This window comes from Streptococcus sp. 339 (assembly GCF_013277285.1).
GTDB classification, from domain to species: domain Bacteria; phylum Bacillota; class Bacilli; order Lactobacillales; family Streptococcaceae; genus Streptococcus; species Streptococcus pseudopneumoniae.
In genome coordinates this window covers 1-21628 of sequence record NZ_VMMR01000063.1, presented here as the reverse complement: position 1 = coordinate 21628, position 21628 = coordinate 1, and the positions used below count along the sequence as shown (strand labels likewise).

The 21628-nt window shown below is 42.2% G+C and carries 27 protein-coding genes and 2 pseudogenes; 27 read left to right on the top strand and 2 right to left on the bottom strand.

The annotated features are described in order from the left end of the window. Positions 1-35 precede the first annotated feature (35 nt). The 27 genes and pseudogenes from HT736_RS08385 to HT736_RS08255 all read left to right on the top strand — a co-directional run bounded on the left by HT736_RS08385 (position 36) and on the right by HT736_RS08255 (position 20720). The gene (locus tag HT736_RS08385; RefSeq protein WP_000588570.1) at positions 36-569 is read left to right on the top strand and encodes a hypothetical protein; all 534 of its coding nucleotides are present in this window, start codon (positions 36-38) and stop codon (positions 567-569) included. Between the two features lie 211 nt (positions 570-780). Next, positions 781-1236 (top strand): annotated as a pseudogene (locus tag HT736_RS08380) (phage portal protein); the annotation flags it as partial. Beyond that, positions 1145-2695 (top strand): minor capsid protein, encoded by a 1551-nt coding sequence (locus HT736_RS08375; RefSeq protein WP_172922497.1) that lies wholly within the window; start codon positions 1145-1147, stop codon positions 2693-2695. The pseudogene HT736_RS08380 and the gene HT736_RS08375, both read left to right, overlap by 92 nt. Before the next feature lie 289 nt (positions 2696-2984). Next, positions 2985-3554, top strand: coding sequence for a DUF4355 domain-containing protein (locus tag HT736_RS08370; RefSeq protein WP_001001558.1), 570 nt, complete (start codon positions 2985-2987; stop codon positions 3552-3554). Positions 3555-3559: 5 nt separating this feature from the next. Next, positions 3560-4402: a N4-gp56 family major capsid protein gene (locus HT736_RS08365; RefSeq protein WP_000123891.1), complete on the top strand. Its 843-nt coding sequence runs from the start codon at positions 3560-3562 to the stop codon at positions 4400-4402. 11 nt (positions 4403-4413) lie between these two features. After that, positions 4414-4596, top strand: coding sequence for a Rho termination factor N-terminal domain-containing protein (locus HT736_RS08360; protein ID WP_000054933.1), 183 nt, complete (start codon positions 4414-4416; stop codon positions 4594-4596). Continuing rightward, positions 4586-4774, top strand: a complete 189-nt coding sequence (locus HT736_RS08355; RefSeq protein WP_000669344.1) for a hypothetical protein — start codon at positions 4586-4588, stop codon at positions 4772-4774. Before HT736_RS08360 ends, HT736_RS08355 begins: the two co-directional genes overlap by 11 nt. Position 4775: 1 nt before the next feature. Next, complete coding sequence (locus HT736_RS08350; RefSeq protein WP_000021227.1) at positions 4776-5087, top strand: phage head-tail connector protein; 312 nt, start codon at positions 4776-4778, stop codon at positions 5085-5087. Then, positions 5068-5406, top strand: coding sequence for a hypothetical protein (locus HT736_RS08345; RefSeq protein ID WP_000478948.1), 339 nt, complete (start codon positions 5068-5070; stop codon positions 5404-5406). Before HT736_RS08350 ends, HT736_RS08345 begins: the two co-directional genes overlap by 20 nt. Next, positions 5381-5896 (top strand): HK97-gp10 family putative phage morphogenesis protein, encoded by a 516-nt coding sequence (locus HT736_RS08340; protein WP_007284942.1) that lies wholly within the window; start codon positions 5381-5383, stop codon positions 5894-5896. The genes HT736_RS08345 and HT736_RS08340 overlap by 26 nt, the downstream gene beginning before the upstream one ends. After that, positions 5893-6261 (top strand): hypothetical protein, encoded by a 369-nt coding sequence (locus HT736_RS08335; RefSeq protein WP_172930936.1) that lies wholly within the window; start codon positions 5893-5895, stop codon positions 6259-6261. Before HT736_RS08340 ends, HT736_RS08335 begins: the two co-directional genes overlap by 4 nt. 2 nt (positions 6262-6263) lie before the next feature. Beyond that, positions 6264-6677 (top strand): phage tail tube protein, encoded by a 414-nt coding sequence (locus tag HT736_RS08330; RefSeq protein ID WP_000880679.1) that lies wholly within the window; start codon positions 6264-6266, stop codon positions 6675-6677. Between the two features lie 4 nt (positions 6678-6681). Then, on the top strand, positions 6682-7062 hold the full coding sequence (locus HT736_RS08325; protein ID WP_055387707.1) for a DUF6096 family protein: 381 nt from the start codon (positions 6682-6684) through the stop codon (positions 7060-7062). 38 nt (positions 7063-7100) lie between these two features. Beyond that, positions 7101-7451 (top strand): hypothetical protein, encoded by a 351-nt coding sequence (locus tag HT736_RS08320; protein ID WP_172930935.1) that lies wholly within the window; start codon positions 7101-7103, stop codon positions 7449-7451. Continuing rightward, a pseudogene (locus tag HT736_RS08315) lies at positions 7438-7983 on the top strand (hypothetical protein); the annotation flags it as partial. The gene HT736_RS08320 and the pseudogene HT736_RS08315, both read left to right, overlap by 14 nt. 319 nt (positions 7984-8302) lie before the next feature. Next, positions 8303-11326: a methyl-accepting chemotaxis protein gene (locus HT736_RS08310; protein ID WP_345890490.1), complete on the top strand. Its 3024-nt coding sequence runs from the start codon at positions 8303-8305 to the stop codon at positions 11324-11326. 8 nt (positions 11327-11334) lie between these two features. After that, the gene (locus HT736_RS08305; protein ID WP_000068022.1) at positions 11335-11685 is read left to right on the top strand and encodes a DUF6711 family protein; all 351 of its coding nucleotides are present in this window, start codon (positions 11335-11337) and stop codon (positions 11683-11685) included. Between the two features lie 4 nt (positions 11686-11689). Beyond that, positions 11690-16318, top strand: coding sequence for a tail fiber domain-containing protein (locus HT736_RS08300; protein WP_172930934.1), 4629 nt, complete (start codon positions 11690-11692; stop codon positions 16316-16318). Continuing rightward, on the top strand, positions 16311-16517 hold the full coding sequence (locus HT736_RS08295; RefSeq protein ID WP_000368698.1) for a hypothetical protein: 207 nt from the start codon (positions 16311-16313) through the stop codon (positions 16515-16517). The genes HT736_RS08300 and HT736_RS08295 overlap by 8 nt, the downstream gene beginning before the upstream one ends. After that, positions 16514-17047: a hypothetical protein gene (locus HT736_RS08290; protein ID WP_001105679.1), complete on the top strand. Its 534-nt coding sequence runs from the start codon at positions 16514-16516 to the stop codon at positions 17045-17047. The genes HT736_RS08295 and HT736_RS08290 overlap by 4 nt, the downstream gene beginning before the upstream one ends. After that, positions 17040-17192, top strand: a complete 153-nt coding sequence (locus HT736_RS08285) for a hypothetical protein (RefSeq protein ID WP_000036642.1) — start codon at positions 17040-17042, stop codon at positions 17190-17192. The genes HT736_RS08290 and HT736_RS08285 overlap by 8 nt, the downstream gene beginning before the upstream one ends. A gap of 10 nt (positions 17193-17202) precedes the next feature. After that, positions 17203-17481, top strand: coding sequence for a hypothetical protein (locus HT736_RS08280; RefSeq protein WP_000134981.1), 279 nt, complete (start codon positions 17203-17205; stop codon positions 17479-17481). Positions 17482-17496: 15 nt separating this feature from the next. Next, positions 17497-17973, top strand: coding sequence for a hypothetical protein (locus HT736_RS08275; protein WP_000227061.1), 477 nt, complete (start codon positions 17497-17499; stop codon positions 17971-17973). Between the two features lie 6 nt (positions 17974-17979). Further along, on the top strand, positions 17980-18300 hold the full coding sequence (locus HT736_RS08270; RefSeq protein WP_000381730.1) for a hypothetical protein: 321 nt from the start codon (positions 17980-17982) through the stop codon (positions 18298-18300). 5 nt (positions 18301-18305) lie between these two features. Beyond that, complete coding sequence (locus tag HT736_RS08265; RefSeq protein ID WP_000067166.1) at positions 18306-19088, top strand: hypothetical protein; 783 nt, start codon at positions 18306-18308, stop codon at positions 19086-19088. 340 nt (positions 19089-19428) lie between these two features. Further along, positions 19429-19764 carry a phage holin gene (locus tag HT736_RS08260; RefSeq protein ID WP_172930933.1) on the top strand — a complete coding sequence of 112 codons (336 nt, stop codon included), beginning with the start codon at positions 19429-19431 and terminating at the stop codon, positions 19762-19764. Continuing rightward, complete coding sequence (locus tag HT736_RS08255) at positions 19764-20720, top strand: N-acetylmuramoyl-L-alanine amidase family protein (RefSeq protein WP_172930932.1); 957 nt, start codon at positions 19764-19766, stop codon at positions 20718-20720. The genes HT736_RS08260 and HT736_RS08255 overlap by 1 nt, the downstream gene beginning before the upstream one ends. Positions 20721-20925: 205 nt before the next feature. Here the strand turns inward: HT736_RS08255 and HT736_RS08250 are convergent, their stop codons facing one another. Both HT736_RS08250 and HT736_RS08245 read right to left on the bottom strand, forming a co-directional pair. Next, positions 20926-21105, bottom strand: coding sequence for a hypothetical protein (locus tag HT736_RS08250; RefSeq protein WP_001233346.1), 180 nt, complete (start codon positions 21103-21105; stop codon positions 20926-20928). A 141-nt stretch (positions 21106-21246) separates the two neighbouring features. Beyond that, entirely contained in the window at positions 21247-21396 is a 150-nt protein-coding gene (locus HT736_RS08245; RefSeq protein WP_001030863.1) for a hypothetical protein, read from the bottom strand. Positions 21397-21628 lie beyond the last annotated feature (232 nt).

Genomic DNA, 21628 nt, shown 5'->3' with positions numbered 1-21628 from the left:
GTATAATAAGAGTATAATAATCTAGGAGAAGATGAATGATAAAAGATAAAATGCACAAACATCTAAATCAAGTTTATTACTCTATGTTAGCAAGGTGTTATGATGAAAAACATTGGGCTTATAAATGGTATGGGAAACGTGGAATAGGTGTTTCTGATGAATTTAGTGATGTAGCTAAGTTCAGAAGTTGGGCAATGCAAAACGGAGTAGAATTTGGTTTGCAATTAGATAGGATAGATAATGACAAAGACTACTCACCAAGTAATTGTAGGTGGGTTCCTGAACATACAAATAAACGTAATCGTTCTGATAACGTTAAGTATAAGGGATATATCTTGAGAGACTATCTAAAAAAATTATCTGAAGAAAACAACATTTCTTTTTCAACTCTTGTCTACAGATATTATCGTTCCATAAAACGAGATGATATAATCGTTAATGATGAAACAATAGATGATATCTTATTGAATTATAAAAAATACGATTTAAGACAATTTTCAAAAGGTGTGGACATGTCTGGTAAGACAATTGTTCGAGATGAAAAAGGGAGATTTGTGACATATTACTGAAGCTAATCAATTACCACTGCTGGTAGAAATATCAGTAAGGTTTAACGACTAGATAGAGTAAGCTAAGTGAGAAACGGTACATAGTATCGTTTTTTTTATATGCAGAAATATCCACGAAATCCGACACCCTGATAAGGGTGAAGAGATAGTCTGAACTTACGGGAAACCGTAAGAAGTAGAGGATAAAGAGCCTCTACGGTAACAAAATTGAGCTATGGAATTCAAGCTAATGGGCCTTGAGATGATTACCAAGACCAAGGAAGCGAACTACAAGCGTGGATTAAGACAGCGTATTGCGATTTTTGCTCATTACTTGGGTATGAAACAGATTGCACTAGAGTCTCATTCAATCGTTCCACAATTCAGCCGTGGTTTGCCCAAAAACTTGCTGGAAATCTCTCAGATTGTGAACAATTTGGAAGGTAAAGTGACCAATAGGCAGCTTATTTCTCTCTTGCCGTTTGTGGAAGACCCTGACGCTGAGCTGGAAGCCTTGGAAGAAGAGAAAAAGAAGAACATGGAAGACATGTCGATGTTCAACAAAGACAACACGAAACCCGAAGACGAGGTAGAGGATGAAGAATCAGGAGTATTGGGCGAAGAGGAAAGCCAATCTGATTTACCAGCAGATGGACAAGGCCGAAAAGCAGGCAGACCAGTTCGATAAGGTCTATCAGGAAGCCAAGACTTACTTGGATAAGGAAGTCAATAAGATTTTTGATAAGTTCCAACGGGATTATGGTTTAAGTCAGGTAGATGCTAGACAAGTCTTGAAGAACATGAAAGACAAGAAAAACTTGAACGAACTTCGTAAGGTGCTTGAAGCAAGACCGAATGACCCGAATATCCAAAGGCTACTGGCTGACTTAGACAGCCCAGCTTATTCTTTCCGCATGAAGCGCCTAGAGCGTTTGAGCGACGATTTAGATCGTATGCGTGAATCTATCTATCATTCAGAGAAGACGGGTTCAGACGCCTTTTATAGCGACCTGATGAAGGATAGTTACTACAAGGCTACCTTTGACCTGCAACAGCAGACAGGGCTGGCATATGGCTTTTCTGGGCTTCCTGAGAGCGAGATTAAACATCTACAGTCTTTTAGTTGGGTAGGAGATGGAAGTACCTACTCAACAAACATCTGGAAGAATACGGGGAAGCTTACTTCTAGCATAAAAGATGAACTACTCATGAGCCTCATGACAGGAAGAGGAACACGAGAAACGGCACAAGCAATTGCTGAACGATTCGATGTCGGTCAGAATGATGCGAGGCGTTTGGTTCGGACAGAATCAGCCTTTTTTCATAACCAAATGGAACTACTCAGCTATGAAGAAGCAGACATAGAGAAGTATATCTTTGTAGCCGTCTTAGACAAGCGTACATCACATATCTGCCAAGAGCACGATAATAAGGTCTATGATAGGGATAAGGCTGTCCCTGGTGTCAATTGTCCGCCTATGCATCCGTGGTGTAGGTCTACTACTGTCGCATACGATGAGGACGCAGACTACAGCAAGCTGAAGCGCAGAGCAAGGAATCCAGAAACAGGTAAGACCGAGCTAGTACCTGCTGATATGACTTATAAAGAGTGGTATAGCAAGTATGTTGCGAAAGATGTAAAAAATGAAATACAAGATTACAAGAAAAGTGACCAAACCGTTTCAAGATATAATACCCAAAAATTGTTTTCTGATGTTAGTAACGCATGGGATGAAATTGGGAAGGGTGGATTATCGAAAGAACAACTCGTAGGCTTACTAAAATCTGAATATGAATTAGGTAATTTTTCGAGTGATATAACCAAATTGATAGGAGTAAGTTCTGCTTATATAGATGTTAGCAGTTTAGCTACTTCATTAGTGAGACATGGACAACAGTATTCCTTAGATGAGTTTATGTTAATAAAAGAGGCAGTTCAAAAACCTTATTTGATTCTAGATAATTCAGAGAGGGTTGAAAAATCAATTATTTCATATGTAAAAATACCTAACAAAGATAAGGTCATTATGGAAGCGGTGATGGTGCCACGAGATGAAATGCTAGTCATTCACTTTAACAAGGTGGGGATTCGTCAAGTTAAAAAGAATGGAAAAAATATGTTGACGCTTTACAAAAAGGAAAAATAGTGCTATACTTTTGGTAAAGATAGAGGTTGAGAATCTGTCACCAACGCGCCACTTATAGTGGGTCGAGAAATGCAGGAGCCCCGACAGTCCTGCCTATCTTGCGCTTAGATAGTAATCTAGGCGCTTTTTTGTTGCAATAAACCACTATAAACCGAATCGAAATCGAGGCGGTTTTCTCATGCTCTAACCGTATGGAATCCCGTACGGTTTTAATATTGTCCAAGCATTGAAGACACTAAAAGCTATGGAAATTACAGTCGGGGACGACTTTAAAAATAGGAGGTTCGCAATGAACGAAGAAACACAAACAGTCGAAACGGTTGAAGAACAAAAGGTACCTGCAGAACCTGCACAACAACCGCAAGACGAGAAGAAGTACACGGACGCAGATGTCGATGCTATCATCGATAAGAAGTTTGCCAAGTGGAAGTCAGAGCAAGAAGCCAAGGAAAACGAAGCTAAGAAGCTTGCTAAGATGAACGCTGATGAAAAACAGAAATATCAGTTGGATCAGCGTGAGCAAGAACTAGCTGACCGTGAAAAGGCTATTGCTCGTAAGGAATTGACCGCAGAGGCTAAAGCAATGCTAAGTGAACGTGACTTACCTGTTGAGTTAGTGAATGTAGTTGATTTGACAAGCGCAGAGACGGTATCGCAGTCTGTCGCTGTATTACAGAAATCATGGGAACAAGCCGTGCAAAAAGGCGTACAAGAAAAGCTAAAAGGCGGAGCTCCAATGAAGCAAGCACCAGTCGATAGTGACGGTATCACAAAAGAAGAATTTGCTCGCATGGGTTATCAGAGTCGAAATGAACTCTATCAAAAGAACCCAGAACTCTATAAGAAATTGAAAGGTTAAAATAAATGACAGCAGGACAAACTAAACTAGCCACTATGGTTAACCCAGAAGTGATGGCGGACATGGTTTCCGCTAAACTACCTAAATTGATTAAATTTACTCCACTTGCTTATGTGGAAACAGCACTCCAAGGACAACCAGGGAACACTCTAACAGTTCCAGCATGGGAGTACGCAGGAGATGCGACTGAGGTTGGAGAAGGTCAAGCTATTTCTCCAGACAAATTGACTACTAAAAAGACTACTATGACCATCAAAAAGGCTGCTAAAGGTTATGAAATTACCGATGAAGCTCTTTTGTCAGGTCTTGGTGACCCGCTAGGTCAAGCCACTTACCAGCTTGGTTTGGCTATTGCTAACAAGATTGATGATGATTTGGTAGCGGTGGCTAAGACTGCAACACAGCACGTTGCAGAAACTCCAACAACTCTTGAGGCAATTGATAAGGCTCTTGATATTTTTGAGGATGAAGAAGATGCACAGTATGTTGCTATCATCAACCCTAAAGATGCTACTAAGCTAAAAACCGACGTAGCAAAAGAATGGACTAAAGGTTCAGAGCTTGGAGCAAATATGGTTGTTTCTGGGACCTTTGGTGAAGTTGCTGGTGTGCAAATCGTCCGCTCTAAAAAAGTTGAAGAAGGTAAAGGTTTCCTTGTCAAAGTGTCTCCTAGCCAGACTCAGACAGATGATGCCAATAAATATGGTGCGTTTGTTATCATGCTAAAACGTGATGTGGCTATCGAAACAGACCGTGACATCCTTAAAAAGACAACGGTTATCACTGGTGACAAACACTATGGTGTTTACCTATACGACCCTACACGAGTTGTAAAATTCGGTGAGTAAGAGGTGATGATATGAGCTTATTGCTACGACGTCATTATATCCAAGAGGAGCAAGCTGGCCAGTATTCTGATTTAGAAAATAAGACTTTAGAAGAGTTGAAGAATCTAGCTAAAGAAGCTGGCATAACTGGTGCCTATAAGTTATCAAAAGCTGAAATTGTAGAGGTGTTGGAGGATTTAAAAAGTGAAATTTAAAATCAAACAAGATTTCTATGACTGGGAATTAAATGTGAAACGACTGGCAGGAGAGGAACTTGAGATTACTGAGGAGCGCTATGCCGAGCTGGCAGATAATTTCGCCAGCAATGGTGTCGCTATCTCAGACGTTCTTGAGGAAATTCTCCCTGAGCCTGAGTTTTTAGAAGAGGATTGATATGTCTATAGAGTTGCTGAAGAAAATGACAGGCGAAGAAGATACTCAGCTTCTCATGTTGCTCCAAACGAGGGCTACAAATCTTATCTTGTCAGAGACGAATCGCACATCTTTGACACCTGCTTTAAGTCGCTTAATACCTGAGGTTGCTATCGAACTCCACAACCGCTCAGGAGCGGAAGGAGAGCATTCCAGAACCGAGGGTGGTATAGCAGTAGTCTACGGAGAAAACGGCCTGTCTACGGGTCTTTTACAGCGTATACGCATGCACAGATTAGCAAGGGTGGCAGGTCATGTTTTTGAAGCAGAGTAGACTGAAACCTTATCCAATGCGACGGTTTGAAAAGACTGTCACAGAGGAAGGCGTCGTAAAAGAAGGATATGCCAAGGAAGCTGAGACAGTCCGCCTTGAGTTGTGGCCAGCTAGCAGTAAGCTACAATCTGAGATGTATGGTGAGCGTGTCAATGATATTTTGAACGCAAATGCCAACAAGTCAGCTACTATCAAAGTGAAAGATGGTGTGTGTATCGATAGCCCGACGGAAGTGACTCACAGGGTTATCTCTAAAAAGGTCTACACATATCATCAAGTTTTGGAGTTAGAGCGTGTCAGAGCTACGAGGGGCAGATAGGCTCATAGCTAAATGTAGACGATTGGCTAGTAAAAAAACTGGCGAGGATATCGTCTTACGTGCGGTACACAATGCTGCTATAAAGGTTGTCCAAGCTGATGCTAAAAGACTAGCACCAGGCAACAATGGAGAACTTAGAAACAGTATCAAGACTAGGGTTAAAATGGACGGAGATAAGGCTATAGGTGAGGTTTACACAAATCTACACTATGCTCCTTATGTTGAGTTTGGAACAGGACCCAAGGGTCAGGCTAGCCATTCTGGTATCTCTCCAGAAGTCAGCGTGACTTATCGCTCTAGTCCGTGGTATGTGCATGAAGACCAAATCAATGTAGGGCCTTACCACTTTCAAAAGATTGGGGAGTTCTACAAGATGTATGGTCAACCTGCTCAGCCTTATCTTTATCCAGCTTTGAGAGACAATCAAGAGCGTGTGTCTAAGAATATTTCGGATTATGTCCGTAGAAAGATAAGAGAACAAATAAAATGATTAATATCAAGCCTGTTATTTATAAAGAATTGCAAAAGGTTGCAGATAATGTGACTGATACGTATCCTAGCGATTGGGAGACTTTTCCAGTCGTTATTTTTTTGGAAGAACAAAACAAGCCAGGTGATTGGTTTGATGACCAGGAACAAAAATCCTCTATCCGCTACAAGGTGGATATCTTTGATGATACAAGCACTAGTGAGTTAGCTGTTAAAATCAATCAGATTTTTGAGTCTTTAGGTTTACGAAGAACCGACTGCCAAGACGTGCCAGACCCGTCCCATTTGAGACATAAGGTCATGCGTTTTGAAGGGGTTGTTGACTTACACTTAGAGCTTGTTTTTCAATTTAGAATGGAGAATTAAACATGTTAGCAAACGGAATTACGCTTTCTTATAGCGAAACCAAAGGTAGCTATACTAAGCTTGTTGGATTGAAAGAAGTACCAGAGTTTGGTATCGAACCTGAAAAAGTAGAGAACACTACTCTTGAAGATAAAGTTAAGAAGTACGAATTTGGTATTGGTGATGCAGGGGAATTGGAGTACAAGTTCTCTTATAACAATTCAAGCGAAACTGCTCCTTACCGTGTATTGCGTAAGGCAGCAGACGACAAGAAGAAACTCTACTTTGAACAAGCTTATCCAGACGGTACTAAGGTCAATTTTGAAGGCCAAGTATCTGTTAAACTGGGCGGTGGCGGTGTCAATGCCGTTATCGAGTTCACACTTAAGATTGCATTGCAGTCAGAATTGGAATTTACAGACGGTCTTGGAGGTTAATTAAATGGCGTTACCTTACTCAATTTGGAAGATTAGCGATGAGAAAGAGTTAAAACTACGACTTTCATCTCATCAAGCAGCAAAAGTTGAAGAAAAAATCGGTATGAACTTACTGAAAATCTTCATGCCTGAAGCTGGCGAAGAGTTTCCTTTGCCTCCTTTAAAAGTTGTATTGCTCTTGATTCATGGAGCTTTGCAAAAGTATGAGAATGGGTATTCTCTTGAGGATGTCTACGATCTATACGATGAATACGTGGATAATGGTGGAGACCAAACAACCTTCATGACAGAGGTTTTAATGCCACTCTTTGAAGTGTCGGGTTTTACTCCACGAGGAAGCAAGGACAAGAAAACTTCCAAGAAGAAAATGACAGTAGTCGAGTAATCTTAACGGTAACGCAGATTATTGAGAGGCTTTATCCTATGTTTTTGGACATCGGGGGTAAGCCTCTTGATTTTTGGGATTTAACGGTGCTTGAAATCAGGGAAATGATTGAAAGCTACAACCGTGTCAAAATCCAAGAGCGTAAAGAGAAGATTATTGACTCATACATACTTTCGAGAATGATAACTAATCATGTTTCCTTATTACTGTCCAATGACGCTAAGATTGCTGAGCTTTGGGAATATGCGCCTGAGTTGTTTGTAGAAGAACAACAAGCGGTAGAACAGGAACGGCAGAGACAAGCGCTTTTGTTGCATAAGGAACGGATGCGTGAATTTGCAGAAAGACATAATCGCAAAAGGAAGGAGGAAATGAATGGCAACTCTTGACGAATTGAAAGTCATGATTGACGCTGAGATAGCGCCTTTCAGGAAGAAGATGAAAGAAGTCGAGAATCAGGTCAAAGGAACATCTGACCAAGTGAAGAACGCGACTGCCAAAATTCGTGAACAGTCGAGCTCAATCGGTAGCGCGTTTGGCAAGCTGGCTAAGTTTGCTGGTTTTGCAATCCTTGGTAAGAAATTGCTTGATGTTGGGATGTATTCAACGCAGACAGCTCTTGAAGTATCAGCGGCTATGAACCAAATTAAGCGCCAGATGGGTGAGAGTTCGCAATCTTTCTTAAAATGGGTTAACGATAACGCTAATGCCATGAATATGGGTGTGGGCGAGGCTACTAACTATGGTGCAGTCTACTCAAACTTATTTTCTGGATTTATCAAAGACACCAACAAACTAAGCGCCTATACTGCTAAGATGTTGCAGACATCGGCAGTTGTTGCTGAAGGTTCAGGGCGCACGATTACAGACGTTATGGAGCGGATTCGCTCAGGTTTGCTAGGGAACACGGAAGCGATAGACTTTTGTCGCACCGCTTAGAAATAGGCGGATTAAGAACTTACCAAAATCGGTAGAACTCTAAATTTTAAGTAATTAAAATATGACGATACCGAGGTAAACTAAGCAATTAAAAAAGCTTAGTCACCGTAGAGCATAGGGATTGAACCTGTGCTTTTTGTTTTGTCAAAAAGCATAGAATAAAATATCCCCACGAGTGGTAAGCACCTAAACAATTCGGTTGTAGGTGAAAATATATGCCGAACTTACAAGAAATTGTAAGAAGTATGGATAAAAAGCCATGCGATAACATTATTGAGAAGACCTAGGAATCAACGTCAACGTGGCTATGATTGAATCCACTGAAGCCTTTAAGAAGTTCGCAAACGGACAGAGCTGGCAACAGTTGGATTACCAAACCCAGCAACAAATCCGCCTAATGGCTATCCTGGAGCAGGCTACAGCTAAGTATGGGAATACCTTGTCTAATTCTGTAAATGGTCGTATCAGCCTGTTTAAGTCGCTGATGAAGGACGCAGCATTGAACCTTGGTAACTCTATGTTACCGATTATCAATGCCATTATGCCTGTCTTGAACTCTTTTGCCATGGTATTGAAGAACGTGACGGCTAAACTTGCGGAGTTTATCGCTTTGATGTTCAACAAGAAAGCAACAGTGAAAGATGGTGTTGGTGGAGCAGTTGGAGACATGGGTAACGCCATGAAAGACGCTGCAGGCGGAGCAGGAGACCTTGCCGACGCTGTTGCCGACGCTGGAGATTCAGCAGGAGGACTTGCTGATAACCTTGGAGACTCGGCCAAAAACGCTAAGAAGGCCGCTAAAGAATTGCTTGGTCTTTTGGGATTTGATGAGATTAACATCTTACAAAAACCAAAAGACGATGATGCAGGCGGTTCTGGCGGTGGCAAAGGTGGTAAAGGAAAGGGAGGCGGTGGCGGACCTTTCAAAGACATCTTGCCAGAAGTCGAGTTGACCGACATGGACAACCAGTTCAAGAGCATTTTTGATGGACTTGGAGATAAGCTCAAAGGGTTGTTTGACCTCTTCAAGAAAGGTTTTGATGCAGCATTTAGACCAGAAGGTATTGAACGCATTAAGACCGCCTTAGACCAAATAGCTAAGACAATGGGAGAAATCGCTACTGATCAAAGAGTTGTGAATGCCTTTAACCGAATGGCTGAGAAAATCGCTTATGCTTTAGGGCAAGTGACAGGCTCAATAGCTACTATCGGTCTAGGTATCGGTGTTTTCCTTGCCGAAAGTATTGCAAATGGTCTTGGAAGGCAAAAAGAACGCATTACCAGGGCGCTAGTCGCTTTGTTTGATAATATTGGTAACATTGCAGAGGCTGTAGGAAACATCGCTCAGGCCTTTTCTAGTGCTTTCTACGACGTCATTACCTCAACCGGTGCGGTTCGTATCGGTAGCGCTATTGTGTCAACTCTATTAAGCTTGACATCTACCATTGTTGAAGTCGGTAGCAAACTAGCAGGAAGTTTGTTTAAAGGTTTTGAAAAAGTCGTTGTGACAAGCGCTCCTAAAATTTCATCAATGCTTCAAAGTCTTTTGGACATTGTAGCTCCGATATTTGAAACTATTGAGAGTGTTGTTGATAAGTTTGGCGATGGCTTAAGTCGTGTTTATGATGAACATGTAGCCCCTGCTATTGACTCTATTGCTAATGCTTTTAATGGGCTAATTGATATTATTCAAATACTTTGGGAGAATTCTTGGCAACCTTTTGCTGAGTTTTTATCAGGAGTATTCGGTGTTAGTATTGAAGGAATTTCAGATTTATTGGGAGGTGGCCTTTTAGCCACTTTGGGACTATTGGCGGATGCTATTAAGTTAGTGGCAGATGGTTTCACCGTTTTTTCTGACTGGTGTAAAGAAAACAAAGAACCTATTTTGGCTTTGATAACAGCTTGGCAAACAATTAATTTCTTATCATGGGCTGAACAAGCTGGAGGACTTGCAGGGGCATTCGAATTATTAAGTGGCAAGGTTTCCTTTATTGTTAGCGGAATTAAAAATCTTGGACTAGCTTTGAAAGCTTTGACATTTGATAAATTGGTCAGCTTCGGAGAAACCATCTATTTGAATGCGTTGTACGCAAAAGATTTTGTTGTCAATTCAGGTAAAACAATTGCACAGCTAGGGAAAACTGCTTTAGAACTTGGTAAATCAGCTCTAGCATGGACTGCTCATACAGCGAAAATGGGATTAGCAACCGCGGCGGAATTTGCACATTCTGTGGCAGCAGGAGTCGCTACAGCTGCAACATGGGCTTTTAATGCAGCGTTAGCAGTTTTGACAAGTCCAATAACCTTAGTTATTGCAGCAATCGCAGCCTTAATTGCTATTGGTGTCTTGCTCTACCAAAATTGGGACACTGTTGTTGAGTTTGCTAAAACAGCATGGCAAGGACTATGTGATTTTATCAGTGGTATTTGTCAAGCGATTGGCGAATTTTTCAGCGGTCTATGGACGAAGCTACAAGAAATCTTTGAGCCAATAGGTCAATGGTTTGGCGAGAAGTTCCAGCAAGGATGGGATGCAATAAGCAATACATTTAGCAAGTTGGGCTCTTGGTTTGGTGACCGTTGGAACGAATCTAAAGATGCGCTTGCCGAAGCAAACACTTGGTTAGGTGATAAATTCAAGTCCGGTAGGGGTAAAGTGAACTCAGCTTTTGAAAAAGTTGGCTCTTGGTTTGGTGATAGATGGAAAGATATCAAAGATGGAGTAAAAGAAGCTGATACATGGTTTGGCGAGAAATTTGAGAGTGCAAAAAAGAAAACTCAGAATCCTTTCCAAAAAATCGGTTCTTGGTTTGGTGATAGATGGAAAAATATGCAAGATGCCTTGAAAGAAATCCCCAACTGGTTCAAGAATCTGTTTAATGATGCAATGGATAATGCTAAAAACATCGTTAAAAGTGGTATCGATAAACTAAAAAGCTTCTTTAACTTTGATTGGAGCTTACCAAAAATCAAACTCCCTCACTTTAATATATCTGGTAGCTTCAGCTTGATGCCTCCTAGAATTCCATCATTCTCTGTAGATTGGTATGCACGAGGCGGTGTATTCAACTCTCCTAGCATCATTGGGGTCGGAGAAGCTGGTCAAGAAGCGGTAATGCCTCTTGAACGGAATACAGGATGGATTTCTATCTTGGCTCAAAAACTGGCTGAAAGAATGCCTGCTAATAATGTACCTACAGGTTATTCATTACCGGCTGGCGACATCGTTATCCAAATCGCAGGCCATGAGTTCGGACGGGTAGCCATCCAAGAAATCAACAAGGAACATGAACGAGCAGGTCAAACCTTGCTCAAGATTTAGGAGGTTAAATGGCACAATTGACAATCAATGGGGTGGCTGTGAAGCCTCCCAAATCTTTTCAAGTCGGTATTCAAGATATCGATGGAGAGACAGGGCGTAATGCCAATGGCGACATGGTGCGTGACCGTATCACGACTAAGCGAAAACTAGACTGTGAATGGGGCATGCTGACTCAGGAAGAAATGAGTCAGCTTTTACATGCTGTATCATCTGAATTTTTTGAGGTATCTTATTCAGACCCCATGGATGGGCAAGTCACAAAGACTTTCTACGTCGGTGATAGGACAGCTCCTAGCTATAGCTTTACTGAGAAGTTTAAACCTTGGTCTGGCGCTAAATTTAATCTGGTAGAGAGGTAAGAAAATGGACGCTTTAACTAGACGACAATTTGACAGAGCCATGTTTGCCAAGGAAAGGACGCTGGCTATTCGTGTTGGTGATTATACTTCACGGGATATCAAAGAGGCTAGTTTTGAGTATGGCTACATCAAGGGCGATACTTATAAGCCTGGTGGAACCTGCGCTGGTAGCGGTAAAATTACCTTTACCAGTATCATTACCACGTTCAATAAGCTGGATACCCTGCACCCTGAGATTGGTCTACTGGTTGGGGATACCTACCAGTGGGTCAAGATGGGGGAATACTTCATCAACGATATTGAGATTGACCGAAACCGCAACACAACCACACTTGAACTTATGGATGGTATGTTTAAGCTCAATCGTGAGTATGTGACAGATTTGCATTTCCCAGCTGAAGTACGAGAGGTTATTCAGGAAATCTGCCTGAAAACAGGCATTGAGTTAGCGAATGACTATTTCGGAATCAGCGCGATGCGTTACCATGTCGAGCAAGTTCCTGAAGGAAAGAAACTTTCATTTAGGGATATGCTGAGCGCTATGACTCAGATGATAGGGATGTCTTGTTTCTTCAACCGAGAAGGGAAGATGGAAATCCGTGATTTAACTGAGTCAAATATCACGATAAACGCAGACAGTTACTTCCTACATGGTTTAACCAAGAGTGAGATTGAGTATCAGATAGCTGGTATTACTTGTAAGACAGATAAGAAGCCTCTTACGGTTGGTATGAAGACAGGTCGGTCTTTGGAACTAGACAATGTCTTCATGACCCAGAGCGCTTTAAACGACCTGTATTACAAGCTGAAAAACCTGACTTACTATCCGTATAATCTCAACTACCAAGGGCATTTACTGCTTGAGGTTGGGCAGTGGGTAACCATTCAGACCAACAAGAAAGAAACCTTTAAAGTTCCTGTCTTAAGTCAGAGCTTTACTTTCAAAGGTGGTCTAAGAGGTCGTATCAGCGCAGATAGTAAAGCTGGAAATGATACGCAGTATTCTTACGAGGGTACGATTACCAAGCAGATTAAGCAACAAGATGGCATTGAAGCCAAAATCCAAGCGCAGATAGAAGCAGCAGACGCAGCCTTTGACGCTGAATTTACTAAGCGTGAGAAAGCTATCACGGATGCCATCGAACTTGCCAAGGCTAAGGCGGAAGAAGTCAAGCAAGAAGTGTCTGACACTATCAATCAGCGTTTCAATAGCTTTCATGATGAACCTTTACGAGAATCAAGGCGCAAGGCTGAGGAAGCTTTGAGACAAGCTGGCGCAAGTAGCTCTCTTGCTCAGGAAGCCAAGCGGATTGGGCTGGATTCTGTTGCTAGACTTGAAGCGTTTAAGTCGCAGACTAGGAGTGCTCAGACGGCTTTGTCGGGTGATTTGAATCTTCTAAAGCAGACAGTTACCAATGATATAAGCTCCAAGCAAAGGCAACTTAAAACTGACATTTCCAAACAAGTTCAAGCTCTCGGTCAGATAAAGAATGACTTGGCTGGAGTCAGAAGCTCTCAGGCAAGATATGAAGAGACGACTAAAGGCAGGCTAACTGCACTGACGAACAGAATGGAAGGGAAAGCTAACAAATCAGAAGTCAGGCAAACAGCAGAGACTCTGACGAGTCAGATAGACCGTATACAAGAAGAGAGCTCTACTCGTATTTCAACAATGACCTCTCGTTTTAATCAGCGCGCTGATGCGCTTGATGCTGGAGTGAGGCGTTTGACTGAAGGTCTCAGAACCAAAGCGGATATCAGCTCCCTCAATGTGACTGCTGAGAATATTAGGCAATCTGTGAGGAGGTTAGAAAGAGATACCCAGAGCCAACTAAATCAGAAGCTTAGTACGGCTGAATTTGAGGTGCGAGCTGGCTCTATCCGCCAGGAAATCCTGAACGCAACCAAGGACAAGGCAGATAAGACCTTAGTTGTGGCTGAAGCTGGAAAATTGCGAGAAGAATTTTCAAATATGCAAGTTGGTGGTCGGAACTATTATCGTGATTCCGAGAAAATTCAACAGTCTCCTTTTAGTTTTGGTTTTGTGTTTGATAATCTAGATCCCTATCTTTCAAAGTCCGATATTGGGACAACTTGGACTCTCTCGTTTGATTATAAACTCGATGAAGTTGATGGTTCTTTTCCTTTCCACATGATGCATAATGGTGGGAATGGCTTTGGTATAGAGGGACAAACAAAGTCCACTGCGACTAGGGAGTGGCAGCGATTTAGGCTTACAGGTCCGGTATTTTTTAAAGAGGATGCGCCCTCTGAATCCAAGCTACAGATGATCCTATTCAATTCAGATTTAGGATACGAAGGAACTCTTTTCATTCGTAGGATTAAACTTGAAAAAGGTACCCTAGCGACAGACTGGAGTCCAGCGCTTGAAGACACCAATGGTCTCATCACACAAGCTAAGGCTAGCTTTGAGCGAACAGCGCAGGAATTGCGAACGGATTTGTCGGCTGTTCAGGCCTATGTTGCTCAAGATGGTCAAAGACAGGAAAGCTTACAGCGCTATACTCGTGAGGAGAGCGCGAGACAAGCAAGAGCAGTTCGTGAGCAGATATCCAGAGATTATGTAGGGAAATCAAGCTATCAAGAAGACGTGGAGGGGATTCATCGGAGAATTGAAGGAGTTAAAACGAGTGCGAATAGAGAAATAACTAGCCAAATAGCTAGCTATCGTCAATCTGCCGACGGGACATTTAGGGATATTTCAAGCCAAATAACAACTTATAAGCAGGATATGACCAGGAACATTGCGAACCTATCCCATCAACTGGCAGGTAAGGTAGAGACTACTGACTTCCAGCGTGTTAAGGAAACCAGTGAACTTTACGAGCGGATTTTGGGCAATAGTGAAAATGGAATTGCGGATAAGGTTGCTCGCATGGCTATGACCAATCAACTGTTTCAGGTTGAGGTTGGGAAATATAGTGTAAGCGGCCCTAACCTCATTAAGAATAGTGATTTTAAAAATGATACGAATAAATGGGGCTCAACTCAAAATTTAGGAAGATTGGTTAAGCATAGCTTTTATCACAACGGGCAGAAAAACCTTATGCGTTTAAGTAATGCAACTAAAAACAAAAACTTTTTGTCTAGTCACCGTTTTAATCTTGAACGAAATACTGACTATGTACTGAATTTTAGAGGATTTAACAACAGTGCTCTAGCAAGCTATGATGTTTATATTTTGGGACGAAGAGCAGGCGAGAGCGATGGATTCACAATCTTTAAGAAAGTTGTTAGCAGCAAGAAACTATCTACCTCTAGATGCGAAGATGTCTCAGTAACTTTTAATTCCGGAGAAATGGATAATGCTTACATTCGTTTTGAGAACAATGGCTCATCATCAGGAACAGCTGATTTGTATATTACAGAAGTTGACTTGTACAAAGGTTATAAACCTAGAACATGGCAACCACATCCAGAAGATGCAGTCGCAGATGCGAATAAGAAGCTTGAAGCCACGCAAACAAAAATGACTCAACTAGCTGGCTCCTGGTTGGTTCAAAACATCAACAGTGCAGGTGATTTGATTTCGGGTATCAATCTAGGAGCCAATGGACATAACCGCTTTGTTGGGAAATTAACCCATATAACAGGCGAGACCCTGATTGACAGAGCAGTCATCAAGTCTGCCATGGTTGATAAGTTGAAGACAGCTAATTTTGAATCAGGTTCAGTAACGACAGCTGTTTTAGCTGCCGAAGCGGTCACAGCTGATAAGGTAAAGTTTGATCATGCCTTTATTCGAAAACTTATTGCCAACGACGCCTTTATTGGAGAACTAACTTCTAAACGTATCTTTGCGACTAAGATTGAATCAGTTGTGAATCGCTCGACTTTCTTAGAAGCTTATCAGGGTCAAATAGGAGGGTTTACAATTGGTCGTTTTGCTCAAGGAAGAGGTCGCTGGATTTCTGGTGTCAACCAATTCTCGGTCGGCATGGGAAACGGCGAAGGCGGAAGCTACAATGGCGAAAATACCGCATTTTGGGCGAACTGGGGTTACAATTGGAACAGTCCTGGCCCCAATGCTTGGTATGTGACAACGTTAGGAAACATGCATTGCCGAAACGGAGCAAATTTCCACGGTAGGGTTGACTTTTCGGATAGATCAAGAGTGAATTTTTATAGTCAACCGTCGTTTTCAAATGGAGCAGTGATAAATGGTAGTTTGAGGGTGTCTGGTCGTATCACTTATAGTGGCGGTGAGTGGCTTTACTCACCTATATATAATAAATTATGGAAAGATACTTCACAAGGAGGTACCTGGCTATATTTGAATAGACAAGGTAACGGAGGTAGCGACTGGATTGAGATGAATAAAAGAATCTCAGACCGTCGCTATAAATCAAATATTCAAGACAGTCAAGTATCTGGTCTAGATGTCATCGAAAAGCTGAAGACTTACAGCTATCGTAAAGAATACGATGGCCAAATTGAGGATATCTCATGTGGTATCATGGCTCAGGATGTCCAGAAATATGCCCCTGAAGCATTCTATGAGAATCCTGACGGTGCATATTCATATCGCACATTTGAATTGGTGCCTTACTTAATCAAGGCCATTCAAGAATTAAATCAAAAAATAGAAAAAATGGAGAACAGACATGGATAATCACACAATCGACAAGCTAGTCGCTGAGTCACTCGTCGACCGTTTGGCTGATATCGAATTGAACTATGCGCATTTAAATGTACACCATAGGCTGGCTTTGGCTGAATTACAGGCCTTTAAGGCGGTGCTGGAATATGACCCAGCGCTTAAAGAACTTTTTGACGAAACGCAAGCGAAAATGAAAGGAAATAAGGAATGAATTACGAAGTAGCAATTAATCCCTACTTGAAAGGTGGGGAAAATGTAACAGTTGTCGCAATCAAGATGGAAAACAAGGGGCGCTATTCTTATGAGCAGTGCGAATTGCCAGGTGACCACACACAGGATAGTGAGGACGCCCTTATCCAAGCGGTTTTGGAATTGGTTCGCACTGAACTGGACCCGACTAGCGCCATTGTCAAGAACCAAGAACAACTGGCTAAGACGACGGAAGCGCTGGAGAGAGCCAACCAGCTCATGGATGGCATGCAGAAGGTCAATCTCCAGAATGCTCAGGATATTGAGGATATCTTAGCGCGATTGGAGGAGCTGGAAGCTCAAGGAGAGTCTGACCAGGAGGAGACCGACGAGGACACCCCTCAGGTTACGGACACAGAAAACCAAGCTGAAGAAGCACAACCAACCCCAGCGGTAGAAGATAAGAAAGAAAGCGAGAAAGAAGATGACATTTCTGAAACGACAAACCAAGAGAGCCCTAGTGAAGACAATGGAGGTAGCAGCAATGAGTAAGATTACACTAGATCAAGCAAAAATCGACATGTACATCAACCTACTGGAACGTGGAGCAGTTGACTTTTCATGGGTACATAAACGCTGGAAAGACCGTGTGCGCAAGGAATTGAAGCGACGTGGTTTGAGCCATCTGGCAAACTAGCGAGGTGTTTATGACAGAGATTGAGCACTTATTGATTCGGTTTCTCTTTTCTCTGATTCCTGTGGTTGTCTTGTACTTTTCCATGAAGGACAGGGCAACCAAGCAGGAAAATCGCATGACAGCCATAGAAAAAGACATTGAGAACTTACGCGAATTTCGAATGTCGGCTAACAAAAGATTGGATAACCATGACGAACAAAATAAGGCTATTCTGGTGCTGGCTGAACAGGTCAAATCGCTAGGTGAAGATGTGAGAGAACTGAAAACCTTGATACAAAGTAAACAGTAAAGAAAGAGGTGCAGAATGGTCTGTAATCTCAATATGACCAATTTGCGGCAGATTGACGGTGGTCACCTGATTAAGCAAGGGGACTTGGCTTCCACCTTTGGTTTTGCCCTCTTAGACGAAGACTACCAAGTGATTTCCTCTCTGGAAGGGGAGCAGGCGCTGATCAGTCTGACCAAGGAGGGCTACCAGTGGAAGAAGCAGGTAACCGTTACCGGTCAAGGTGTGAGTTTTCATCTGGACGCTATCTTGCCCATTGGGAGTTATCGCTTGGAAATCACGGCTGGAGGCTATGTTTTCCCCAGTGATAAATCTGTCCATATCAAGATAGTCGCCTCAGATAAAGAATTGGTCACAGAGGAAGTCCATGCTTTAAAAGAGCTGGATATTGCAAAAGAAGTTGAGAAACAGCTTGCAGGTAGAACTGTAGGCGAGAGCCCAGTAGGTCAGGAATTGCCAGACCTGCTCTTTTATTACAATTTAGGAAAGGTGTAACACAAAATGGATACTACAAAATTAACAGCATTTGCGCAGGCAGTGGGGGAAGATAACAAAAAGGTAAACGAAGAGCTGAAAACGAAAGTCAGCACGTCTGACATGAACCAAGCAATCGCCCAAGCTAAATCTGAAGTTAAGGCTGAAATCTTGGGTGAAGGTACCCCTGAGAATTTGGACACACTGAAAGAAATCGCGGAAAAAATCACAAGTATGGGACAAGATGAAAATAGCGCACTTCTTGGCAAAGTAACTGAAGTCAGCGGACGTGTAGACCAGATTGCCAACCTTGACTTGGTCGCAACCTATAACGCAGCGAAAGCGTGAGTGCTATGAGTAACCTTGAAAATCTAGCAAGAGCAATCGGTGAGGATGTCAAGGCTATCAAAGAAGACTCAGAGCTAAAGGATAGGGAGGTTAAGAAAAGACTGGACACCCTTGAGAGTAGACCGAAAGTCCATCCAGAAACCCTCGTTACAAAAGCGGAGCTGGAAGAGAAAGGCTACTTGACCTCCCACCAAGACTTGTCTACTTATGCCCAAAAATGGGAGTTGTACAATGATATCCCCATCAAGGCTAGGATTTCCGCCTTAGAAAATCGTCCATCATTCGATACGCTGACACCGACTCAACGGGATAGCTTAAAAGGGGATAATGGGCATAGTTTGAATGCCAGCGTTCGTATTGAGGGTTCTTATAAGAATGGCTCTACTAGCCGATTGAATCTGTTTGCGGATGTATTCTATGATGGCGAAGCAGTCACGAGCGGCTATACTCTTGATTATTACTACCGTGGTTTTGGCTATACAAACTGGCGTTCTTTGAGAAATCAGACCCCTGATTCAGCAGGAAAATTTGGCACATGGAGTGCTTCTCAGCGTTCTGGTGGTTGGTTTGAAGTTCGCATTGAAGTGAATTACAGAGGATTGAGAGCCTCTGCTTTTACCCATTTGGATAATGTCAACGATGGTGAACAAGGGCGAAGTGGAGTTCCAGGTCAGAACATTGTCAATCAGAACGGTTCGCAGGCACTCAACTATTGGGCCGGTACGCAAGAGCAGTACGATGCTATTACTACCAAAGACCCTCACACGATTTACGATATTTTTAAGTAGGTGAAGCTATGAGAGATAGAGTAAGAATCATGTTAGGAAGTAGAGAGATTGTCAAGCGCTATATTGGCGATAGGTTGGTGTGGTCGAGTGGACCGTCATTATTATTGGAAGTGTTAAACACAAGAATGTGGCAGTACTGGGGTGGGTACAATATTGATATTAAAGGTAATGATATTAAGGTTGCTGCTATACGATATGTACAACTCAATAATAGCAGATTAATAAGAATTCAGGCTGATATGTATAACCGAGGAGTCATATATCTAACTGGTACAAACTTAAGGGAGTATATAGGTAGCGTTAATGTTAAGTTTTATAGAGAATAGAAAGGAAACAACACATGACACAATTTAATGAATTTATTATCGCTTTTGCGACAGGCTTTTTAGCAGTAGCAGTAGGCAGTATCGTGAAAATGGTGAAAGACTATCTTTTGCGAAAAGGCGGAGAGAAAGCGGTGATCATCGCTGAAATCCTAGCCAAGAACGCAGTTCATGCCGTGGAGCAGGTGGCTGCTGCGACAGGTTATAAAGGTGATGAAAAATTGGCACAGGCTCGCACTAAAATCCGGGCAGAGCTGACCAAATATAAGATCAGCATGACCGATAAGGACTTGGATACCTTTGTGGAGTCAGCAGTAAAGCAGATGAACGACGCTTGGAAAGGACAAGAGTAATGGATATCGATACAAGCAGACTACGTACAGGCTTGCCACAGGTTGGGGTGCAGCCTTATCGACAAGTACACGCCCACTCTACGGGGAACCGTAATTCTACCGCTCAAAATGAGGCAGACTACCACTACAGAAAGAACCCTGAGCTTGGTTTCTTCTCTCATGTGGTTGGTAACGGTCGTGTCCTGCAGGTCGGTCCTGTAAATAATGGTGCCTGGGACGTTGGGGGCGGTTGGAATGCGGAAAGCTATGCGGCAGTTGAATTGATTGAAAGCCATTCAACTAAAGAAGAGTTCATGGCTGACTACCGTCTCTATATCGAACTCTTACGCAATCTAGCAGATGAAGCAGGTTTGCCGAAAACGCTTGATACAAGCAGTTTGGCAGGTATCAAAACGCATGAATACTGTACCAATAACCAGCCTAACAACAACTCAGACCATGTTGACCCGTATCCTTATCTTGCCAAATGGGGCGTTAGTCGTGAACAGTTCAAGCGAGATATTGAGAACGGGCTAGGCTCTGAAACAGGCTGGCAGAAGAATGATACAGGCTATTGGTACGTACACTCAGACGGCTCTTATCCAAAAGACAAGTTTGAGAAGGTCAACGGCACTTGGTATTACTTCGACGGCTCAGGCTACATGCTTGCAGACCACTGGAAGAAGCACACAGACGGCAACTGGTACTGGTTTGATAACTCAGGCGAAATGGCGACAGGCTGGAAGAAAATCGCTGAGAAGTGGTATTATTTCGACGTAGAGGGCGCTATGAAGACAGGATGGGTCAAGTACAAGGAGACTTGGTATTATCTTGACGGTAAAGAAGGTGCCATGGTATCAAATGCCTTTATCCAGTCAGCGGACGGAACAGGCTGGTACTACCTCAAACCAGACGGTAGCATGGCAGACAAGCCAGAGTTCACAGTAGAGCCAGATGGCTTGATTACGACTAAATAGAAAGGCTTCAAAATAGATTACACCAACCGCAGGCTCAGGCTTGCGGTTTTTTTATTGTGCAAAAACACATATTTTGAACGATTAGAAAGCAAAATCACAATCCTATTGTTCAAAAAAGCGTTTACATGAAGAATATGGAGAGGAAATCGTGGTGTATTATTGTCAAAAACGGTGTTTTGTTAAAAATAAAAAACAGTGACCGAAATCACTGCTTATCAGTTGTAGCAAATTCATAAAGTTTTTCCGCTGTGAGAAGTGCCATTTTGTCCATGCTTGTTTTTCCTTTTCTGAGATCAGAAACAGTAGTCCATGGAACTCCAGCACCTTGCGAAATAGTAGATGTAGACATCGAACTGTCTAGCAATTCTTGAATAACTTTTCTCATCTTATTTGTCCTTTTTGTTTTTTAGATAAATATATACATTGATTGCAATTATAAAAATAGCTATTGCGCTGACCATTGCATTTCCTCTTTTCATTTGATAAAATAGAGGTGTGAGGGGCTTTCGCCCCAACCTCTTAGCGTTTACCTTTTTCTTTGACGGGATTTCGGTTTACGCTTTTTGTTTTGCCTTGCGACCGTTATTGCGGTCACTAGACTTGCGATAGCAGTTACCGTTTCAGGAATATTGTCTATTGCCTTTTCAAGTAACCTAAGCCAATCTTCTTTGTTCAATTTCATCACCCCCTTTCCTTATCTTGATTATATTATATCACGGTATACCGAGAAAGTCAAGAGTTTTGATGAAATTTTTTAAAAAAACAGGGGGCAAAAAAGGGGCAAAAGTGTCGTAAATCTCTGTAAAATGATGTAAAAACATTTATTTAAAAGCTCAAAATATAGCTATTTTAAAAGGTATTGTAAGATATAGTAAAACGATGTAAAGGTATTTGTAAAAGCCGATGAA